Source organism: Syntrophobacterales bacterium, assembly GCA_019429105.1.
Lineage (GTDB): Bacteria > Desulfobacterota > Syntrophia > Syntrophales > UBA5619 > DYTH01.
Map to the genome: position 1 here is coordinate 1 of JAHYJE010000066.1, position 8513 is coordinate 8513.

An 8513-nucleotide genomic window follows, 5' to 3' on the forward strand; every position below is an offset into this window, starting at 1 on the left:
CGGTTCTGAGAGGGGTCAGCGACAACTGATGTATGGTTGAGATGATGTGGCACCGCCGGGAAACCAGGCGGAAACGGAGAACACAAACATCAGCCTACAGCGTCGGGAGAAGCTGCTCTACTCGACTAATTTAAATTAATGTGACTCTGACCCCAATTATCCTCTCTGAGGTGAAAATGGTTGAAGAAATCCGTGTGTCTATTGTCCGATTGCCGGGCGCCGCCGATCTTGATCTGCCGGCGTATATGACGGCGCAGGCGGCAGGAGTTGATTTGCCGGCGGCTGTTGACGGTGAGGAAACTGTTCTGCCCGGCGACAGAAAACTGATTCCAACCGGGTTTAGCATAGCCCTTCCCGAGGGTTTTGAAGCGGAGGTGCGGCCCCGCAGCGGCCTTGCCCTGAAACACGGAGTGACGCTGGCAAATTCCCCCGGCACAATCGACGCAGACTATCGCGGAGAGATCAAACTTATTCTTATCAATCACGGGCAAGCGCCGTTTGTCGTGAGGCGCGGCGACCGGGTAGCGCAGATGGTGGTGCACCGGGTTTGCCGTGTGAGCTGGGATTTGGGCCGGGAGACGTTGCCTACCGCGCGGGGCGAAAACGGTTTCGGTCATACGCATACGTAGTTGGTTAATTGGGGTCAGAGTGACATTAATTGGAAATTAATATCACTCTGACCCCAATTAACCAACAAAAATGCTTGCAGAAATAATTTTTTTTTGTAATATCTACGCCGCAGCTTCTCTATAACAAAGATTTTTTCATAACTCGGGATGCGAAGTAATGAAAATCGGCAGGTACCTGTTAATCTCTGCGTTATTGATGGGGCTCCCTATCACGTTCGGCGACAGGGGACTGCTCGACAATTTCCGTAAAAACCAGCAACTTCTGGAAATAAAGAAGAGCAACCACCAGTTGACCATTGAAAATATCGCCCTCAAAAGAAATATAATGCTGTTAAGAGACGATTTGTCTTACATCGAGATGACCGCAAGAAGCGAGCTGGGAATGGTCAAGAAGGGCGATCTGGTTTACCGCAAGGAGAAATAAGGCGCATTTAAGACGGTGAGAGTATGTTGGATATCAATAGTTTGTTTTCGGGGGGCAATCTGCTTGCAGGTCTGGATATTGGTTCCAGTTGCATCAAGCTTGCGGAGCTGACCGAAACCTCGAAGGAAAAGGTCTTAAGCCGATTCACAATGATGCCCCTGGCCAACGGGGTGATAGTCGAGGGGGCGGTTGCGGAGGCGGGGGCATTGGCAGCCGTAATCAAGGAGCTTTACAAAAAATCAGGCTGCAAGAGAAAAAAGGTTGTATTGTCCATTTCCGGGAACTCCGTCATAGTCAAGAAGGTGAGCTTTGCGCAGATGGAAGAGAGCGAGCTGGGCGCCCTCATCCACGATGAAGCGGATAAATATCTGCCCTTTGACGATATGTCCCTCGTCGATTACGATTTCCAGATAACAGGGGAAAATCCTTATAATTCAAGCCAGATGGATGTTCTCATCGTCGCCGCCAAAAAAGAACTCGTCGAGGGTTACACGGATGCTGTGGCGGCAGCCGGATTGACCCCGGTCATCATGGATGTGGATTCCTTTGCCGTAGAAACAATGTACGGGGAGAACTACGATTTCGAGGAAAACGACCTCGCTGTCCTGGTAAATATCGGCGCAAGCATTACCAACCTGAATGTTGTGAAGGGGGGAATGTCCATTTTTACGCGCGATTTTAACATGGGCGGCAACTCCATAACGGAGGCGTTGGCTGCGAGTTTGGGTATTAGCCTTGAAGAGGCGGAAAAGGCGAAAATTGAGGGGCGCGGGGATGATCCGCCTTCGCGCGAGCTTTTCCGGGCGGGACTGATCTCTTATGCCGACGCGATTTGTTCCGAAATCGAGCGGTCAATTGATTATTTCCATTCCACCTTTGGACAGGAGAATATCGGCAGGGTGCTGCTGTCCGGCGGCGGCGCGCTTACGCCCGGTATTGCCGGGGAGATGGAGCGGCGCCTGGGGATAGAAACGGCGCTTGTGGATCCTTTCAAAAAAATCAAGCTTGATAAAAAGGTCTTGGAAGCAGGCCCGGCGGAGCTGCTCGGGCCCCTTGCTGCGGTCAGTATCGGGCTGGCGCTGCGAAAAATAGGCGACAAATGATAAAAATCAATCTTATCCCCTATCGAGAGAAGAAAAAAAAGGATAATCTGCAACGTCAGATAGTGATTATTGCCGGATCAGTAATAATTTTTCTGCTGGCCCTTGTCGCTGTGCACCTATATCTGCAGGCCGATCTGAAAAAACTGGAGAGCAAGGTTGCCGCGGCGGAGGCCAGACTCCTGATCCTGAACAAGCAGGTAGGCGACGTAGAGAAGTTCAAGAAAAAAAAGCATGATCTGGAACAAAAGCTTGCTGTAATCAACACGCTGGAAGCCAACCGCTCTTTTCCGGTGCGCCTGTTGGACGGGCTGAATCTGCTCGTGCCGTCCAGGGAGCTCTGGCTGGAGAAGGTAACGCAAAAAGGTCAGGAAGTCCGTATAGAAGGAATGGCGCGGGACAATGGCACGGTGGCCCGTTTCATGAAGAGTCTGGAAAAGGCGGTTTTCATCAGCCGGGTTGATTTGGTGGTTGCGCGGGAAAAAGAGGTGGCCGGCGTAAAGCTGCAGCAATTCGTGATCACCTGCGTTGTCAACAGCAAGGGGGAATGAAGGTGGATTTCAATCTGGATGACCTGAAAAAACTCTCTCCCGTGGTGAAGGGGCTGATCGTTTTTGTCTTCTGCCTGCTAATAGGGTACTTTTACTATATGTTTTTCTTGCAGGGCATCATTGCCGGCCAGATTTCGCTAAGGGAAAAGCTTACCGAAATGGAGGGTCAGATAGCGACCAAGGAAAAGGCGGCGGCGCAAATCGGTAAATATAAAAAAGAGGTCGAACAGCTCAATGCGGCCTTCAGTACGGCGCTGCTAAAGCTCCCCAACCAGCGGGAAATTGCCGGTTTGCTGGCCTCGGTGGTTCTTTCCGGCAATGAAGCCGGGGTAAATTTCCTCTTGTTCGAGCCGAAGTCCCCGGCGCCGCTTCCCCCCGCGGCCAAGGCGGCGCCCCCGGCAAAGCCGCCTCAGAAAGGCGCGCCTGCCCAGCCGGTGGAGCCTCCGAAATTTTATGATGAGATTCCCATATCGGTTAAACTATCCGGCACTTTTCACAATACCGTCGCCTTTTTTGCCAAGGCGGCGCAACTTTCCCGGATTGTGAATGTCGAGGATATAGCAATCGCGGAGGCAAAACCGGCAAATGGCAGGACGATGACCGTGACAACCTCCTGTACGATGAAAACTTATATGTTTGTGGACAGAGACAAAAAATGAGACTGAAAACTTCAGGTTTTGCCATAGCCGTGGGCGCGGCGATTTTGCTCCTTGTCGGCGTCTTGTCGGGGGGGGCTGCGGATTCGAAAAAACCGGGCGACAAAGGCCAGGCAGCGGCTGCCGAAAAAACGAAGGCGAATGCCGTAACCGGGGGAGCGTCCTTGTACCAGTACAATGCCCGCGGGAAGGCGGATCCGTTCAAGCCTTTCATGGAAACGGACATGGCCGTAATCAACAAGAAGGCCGAAGAACTCAAGAAAAAGGCGGTGGCGGTAAGCAATAAGGCGCTTTCCCCGCTGCAAAAGGCTGATATTGATAAGTTCCTGCTGGTCGGGATCGCCGGCGATCAAGGCAAGAGGATGGCGATTGTGGAGGATAAAGCCGCCAAAAGGCATTACCCGCTTTTTATTGGCACGCACATCGGTAAAAATGACGGCAGGGTTGGCGCAATTCTGGACGACAGGGTGATCGTTGAGGAGATTGTCCGGGGAGATCAGAAAAAAACAAAGAAACAACAGGTAAATCGTATCGAGATGTTTCTGCACAAGGATCGGTGAAAAATAGAGCAGAACTCGGGGGAGAGAATATGAAGCGGGCAAGAAAATGGGGCAAGGGCATTTTTCTCACAGCTATCGTGCAGTCTTTGTTTTTGGCGCAGGCATGGGGCGCAGGCGACGCGATAAAGACAGCTCCTCCAAAAACAGCGGAGGCCGGTTACCTGGAAAATATTTCCTTTGAAAAACTGCCGGGCAAGGAACGGGTAAAGTTTTCCCTTTCCCGCCATGCCGTTGTTATTGTTGAGCAGGCGGATGTTGATGCTAAAGGGCAAGTCGGCAGCGCCATTGCCGTTCGCATGGACAATACCTTCGTCCCGGAGGGGCTGCGGCGTTCCCTCGGTGAGACGGTGCTGACCAATGTAATTCGGGTAACCCCTGTTCAGAAATCCGATAAAGTGAGTCTTTGGGCAATTGCCACAATCGAAATGAAGCAAAAAGCGCCCTTCAGCATCCGCGAGGAAGGGAATAATGTCATTGTTGATTTTAACGTGGCGTCGCTTCCGGATGTAACGAGAACCGCTGCGTTTCCTGCAAACTATAATCAGGAAAAAACGGGCAGCCTGGACGGGCAGGCTTACCGGCGCGGCAGCGTCGGCCCGGAAGGTGCGAAAAAAGAGGCCCCCAGAGCCGTCAACGCCTCCCGGATCGTGCTCGACGTCCAGGAAGCGGACATCAAAGCCGTCTTTCGCCTGCTTGCCGAGCAGGGCAATGTCAACATTGTCTCCGGCGATGATGTGAAAGGAACGATAACCGTGAGTCTGAAGGATGTGACCTGGGACCAGGCTCTCGACACCATCCTGGAAATCAAGGGGCTTTCCCGGAAAACTGCGGGCAATATCGTCACGGTGATGACGACGGGCAAGATCGAGACGGAGCCTTTTGTAACCAGGGTGGTCAATGTTGATTATACCGATGCCAAGAAGCTGACGGCGAACCTGCTGGATTTGCTTCCCCGAGACAAGGACGGCAAGGCCAAAGGCTCCGTTAAGGTTGATGAACACAGCAATGCCTTGATCATTCAGGCAACGCGCCAGGATCTGACGAGGCTGCTGCCGATTATCGAAAAAATAGACAAGCCCACCCCGCAGATCCTGATCAAGGCCAATATAGTGGAAACAACCAAGGATACCGCCCGCAATCTCGGCATCCAGTGGGGCGGCATGTACGGGCACAAGGTGGGAAGTCAGGGTTTGTACATCACGCCCGGGGGCGTAGGGGGCTCCGCGGTTGCCCCCGGCTCGGCCTTTTCGGGCGATTATGCGCCGACCGCCGGCGCTCCGGGAATATCCGGCCAGGGGTTCGGGGTCAATTTCCCGGCGGCCATGACGGCAACAGCCTCGGGGTCTTTGGGGCTGCTCTTCGGCACCATCGGGGAAAATATTCTTGAGATCCAATTAAATGCCCTGCAGAAGGACGGCAAGCTGAATATCCTTTCCAGCCCGTCGATTACCACGATGGACAATCAGAAGGCCTTTACCGAAAACGGTGAGAAGGTTCCTTATGTGACAACCGAAAACAGCGGTGGAACCACTACCAAAGCGGTAAAATTTGAAAACGCGGTCCTCCGTCTGGAGATAACCCCGCACGTCATTGACGGCAAAAATTTAACGATGAAAATTCTGGTGCAGAAAGACGAGGTTGATCCCAGTCGCTCGGTGGACGGCAATCCTTACATAATAAAGAAACAGACGGAAACGAGTCTCATTGTGCAGGATGGGGAGACGATCGTCATTTCCGGCCTGACGAAACAAAAAAATCTGGAAAATGTGAACGGGATTCCCTGGTTAAAAGATGTGCCCGTCTTGGGATGGCTTTTCAAGGGAGAAGGAAAAAGTGAATCCATGGAAGAAGTGCTGATTTTCATTACCCCCAATATCCTGAATCCGGCGGTGGCATCCGGCATCCAGGGGGTATTTTAGAAGGCAAGTCCCTTAGCGTGCGATTATTCAGGGAGACAGGAATTATGAAACGTTTCACCGGGTTTATTCTGATGGTGTTCATTGCGGTTATCGTTGGCTGCGCCGGTTCCCACTATCAAAAAGGGATAAAAAACTACAGACCGGAGGATGCGGCGGCTGCGGTGCGGGAGCTCCTGCCGCTCGCCGAGAGTGGCAGAGCCGATGCGCAGTTTAATCTGGGGTCTCTTTATTACCAGGGATGGGGGCTGCCCCAGGATTATCAGGAAGCGGTTCGCTGGTTTCGCAAGGCTGCCGAACAGCGCCACCTCCATGCGCAGGCAACTTTGGGCACAATCTATGCCGAAGGCGTACAGGGGGTGATCGCGAAGGACTATCCCCAGGCGCTCATGTGGTTTATCTTCGCCGCTGCCCAGGGCGATGCGGAAGCAATGGAATTCAGAAACACGCTGGCCGCCAAAATGACGCCGGCGCAGATTACCGAAGCGCAAAGAATGGCCCGGGAATTCAAGCCGGAAGACTCGTATGTGAAGCTGTACCGCGACTTGAAATCCCTTGCTGAAAAGGGAGATGCCGCTGCCCAGTTGAAGGTCGGCCTGATGCATTACCAGGGCCGCGGCGCGGTGAAGGATTTGGGCGAGGCCTTGCAGTGGTTCAGAAAATCCGCCCTGCAGGGCAATGCTTTAGCGCAGGCAAATGTCGGGTATATGTACGATCTGGGCGAAGGCGTTCCGCAAAACCATGTGGAGGCGGCAGAATGGTACCTTAAGGCCGCCGAAAGGGGCAATGCCCAGGCCCAGTTCACTTTGGGTTCCATGTATGAAAAGGGGTTGGGCGTACAACAGGACGAAGTACAGGCTCTGCTGTGGTTCAACCTCGCCGCCGCGCAAGGTTTTGGAAAGGCCAAAGCGGCGCGGGACCGCATAACTGTCTGGATGTCGCCCGAGCAGATCGCCGAGGCCCAGCGTCTGGCCAGGGAATTCAGGGTATTGGGGAAATGAAGCTCCCCAATGTACGGAAGTATGTGTCATTTTATAAAATGGAAGCTCTGAATCTCGACATTCTGAAGTAAGGAGAATTGCCATGGGAAAGCCCACTGCTAATAAAGTATTTATTTTCACGATTCTTTGTCTGACCATACTTTTGGGAGGATGCGGCAGTGGTGGATTGAACGACGTGTCGGCTCCTTCCGACGGCGGGGACATGGGTGGGGTAACGGCGCCGATACCCGCTTCTCTTAACCTTTCACCTTTGCCGACAACAGTTAAGTCTGACGGCTCAACGATCTCGACGATTACAGTAAACGCGTTAAATGCCGCGAATGCAGCGTTATCCGGGGTAACGGTAACCTTAGGTACTGATACCGGGGTTTTGGGGGCGCCGACTGTCGTTACCGATAGCAAGACCCCGGCAAGCGTAACATTCAACTCCGGCGGAAATCCGATTAACCGTACCGCAACGATAACGGCGACAGCCGGAACTGTAAAAGCACAGATTCCCATACAGGTTGTGGGATCCACTGTCACGCTGACTTCAACCGGAACGACACTTCCTGATGACAAGACTTCACCGCTTACATTAACCGTCACCGCAAAGAATGCCGGCAATATTGTTGTCCCGGACGCAGAGGTTGTTTTGACCAGTACTGGCGCCGGTAAAGTGACTATTACGCCGGTATCAGGGAAGAAAAATTCTGGCGGCGCGATAACAAAAACAGGTGATGACGGAGTGTTCACGGCCACAGTCGAAGGCAGTGCGGCCGGCGCAGTAACTTTAACCGCGACAACTCTGGGGGCAACGGTAACGAAGGAAGTTACGGTAACCACGGTCGGCGCAAGTTTTGCCATTGATCAGCAAAAGCTCGATGGTGTCGTTATCGCCAATGATACCACCACCGCCATGAGAATCGGCGAAAGCCTGGAGTTGCAGGTCAACGCGCCTGGCGGCGGGACCGTCACATTTGCTACAACCGTAGGCGTCTGGGATGGAGGAACCCAAAAGGAGATAATAAAAACCGTCGCTTCGGGAAAGGCAATCGCTACCCTTACCACAACTCAGGCGGGAGTTGCCAATGTTCAAGTGTACGCCAACAAAGACACGAATGACACCCTCACTGTAGCAATGTCTTCAGGGGCACCCGCATATCGTGTCATACTTCAGGCAGAGCCCACCAACGTTCCTGTGAGCGTGGGCACAACAACCGGCTCCTCAACTTTGACTGCCACAGTATATGACGATGCTTCCCCCTATCCAAATCCTGTGGGCGGAGTTCCGGTTTTGTTTTCTATTGTCAATCCCACCAGCGGCGGCGAAACGGTCTTGCCTGTGGTAGCGACAACCGCAGAGACAACATCTGTAGGTTTAAGCCTGGGACAGGCGCGTGCTTCATTCACTTCAGGTTCAATGCCCACCGGCGCGTATGGCGTGCAAATACGCGCGTCAGTCGCTGGTACAACAGTGGAAACCGGCACGTCACCTTCCGGAAATGACGCGACAATAATTATCGGCGGAGTGGCCGGCTCAATCGCGTTTGGCCAAGCTACCATTATTGAAGAACCCCCATGCCCGGGGCGGGCACAACGAATGATGAAAATAGGGTAGTTGCAATTAAAGTTGAGTCACGGTAATCCACTGATAAGCAGTTTACCAAAAAACTTAATCAGGAGGAAGACCATGA

At 52.9% G+C, this 8513-nt stretch carries 9 protein-coding genes; all 9 read left to right on the plus strand.

From position 1 onward, the window contains the following. The first annotated feature begins 176 nt into the window (after positions 1-176). On the plus strand, positions 177-629 hold the full coding sequence (gene dut / locus K0B01_14145; GenBank protein MBW6487281.1) for a dUTP diphosphatase: 453 nt from the start codon (positions 177-179) through the stop codon (positions 627-629). A gap of 157 nt (positions 630-786) precedes the next feature. After that, positions 787-1053, plus strand: a complete 267-nt coding sequence (locus K0B01_14150; GenBank protein ID MBW6487282.1) for a septum formation initiator family protein — start codon at positions 787-789, stop codon at positions 1051-1053. A gap of 23 nt (positions 1054-1076) precedes the next feature. Then, positions 1077-2156, plus strand: coding sequence for a pilus assembly protein PilM (locus tag K0B01_14155; protein MBW6487283.1), 1080 nt, complete (start codon positions 1077-1079; stop codon positions 2154-2156). Continuing rightward, positions 2153-2704 (plus strand): PilN domain-containing protein, encoded by a 552-nt coding sequence (locus tag K0B01_14160; GenBank protein MBW6487284.1) that lies wholly within the window; start codon positions 2153-2155, stop codon positions 2702-2704. Before K0B01_14155 ends, K0B01_14160 begins: the two co-directional genes overlap by 4 nt. Before the next feature lie 2 nt (positions 2705-2706). Next, a complete protein-coding gene (locus K0B01_14165) occupies positions 2707-3363 on the plus strand; it encodes a type 4a pilus biogenesis protein PilO (GenBank protein MBW6487285.1) in 657 nt (218 codons plus the stop codon). Continuing rightward, complete coding sequence (locus K0B01_14170; GenBank protein ID MBW6487286.1) at positions 3360-3920, plus strand: pilus assembly protein PilP; 561 nt, start codon at positions 3360-3362, stop codon at positions 3918-3920. The genes K0B01_14165 and K0B01_14170 overlap by 4 nt, the downstream gene beginning before the upstream one ends. Before the next feature lie 29 nt (positions 3921-3949). Then, positions 3950-5839 carry a type IV pilus secretin PilQ gene (pilQ, locus tag K0B01_14175; protein MBW6487287.1) on the plus strand — a complete coding sequence of 630 codons (1890 nt, stop codon included), beginning with the start codon at positions 3950-3952 and terminating at the stop codon, positions 5837-5839. A 44-nt stretch (positions 5840-5883) separates the two neighbouring features. Further along, positions 5884-6837 (plus strand): sel1 repeat family protein, encoded by a 954-nt coding sequence (locus tag K0B01_14180; GenBank protein MBW6487288.1) that lies wholly within the window; start codon positions 5884-5886, stop codon positions 6835-6837. Positions 6838-6919: 82 nt separating this feature from the next. Then, on the plus strand, positions 6920-8437 hold the full coding sequence (locus tag K0B01_14185; protein ID MBW6487289.1) for a hypothetical protein: 1518 nt from the start codon (positions 6920-6922) through the stop codon (positions 8435-8437). The last annotated feature ends 76 nt before the right edge of the window (positions 8438-8513 follow it).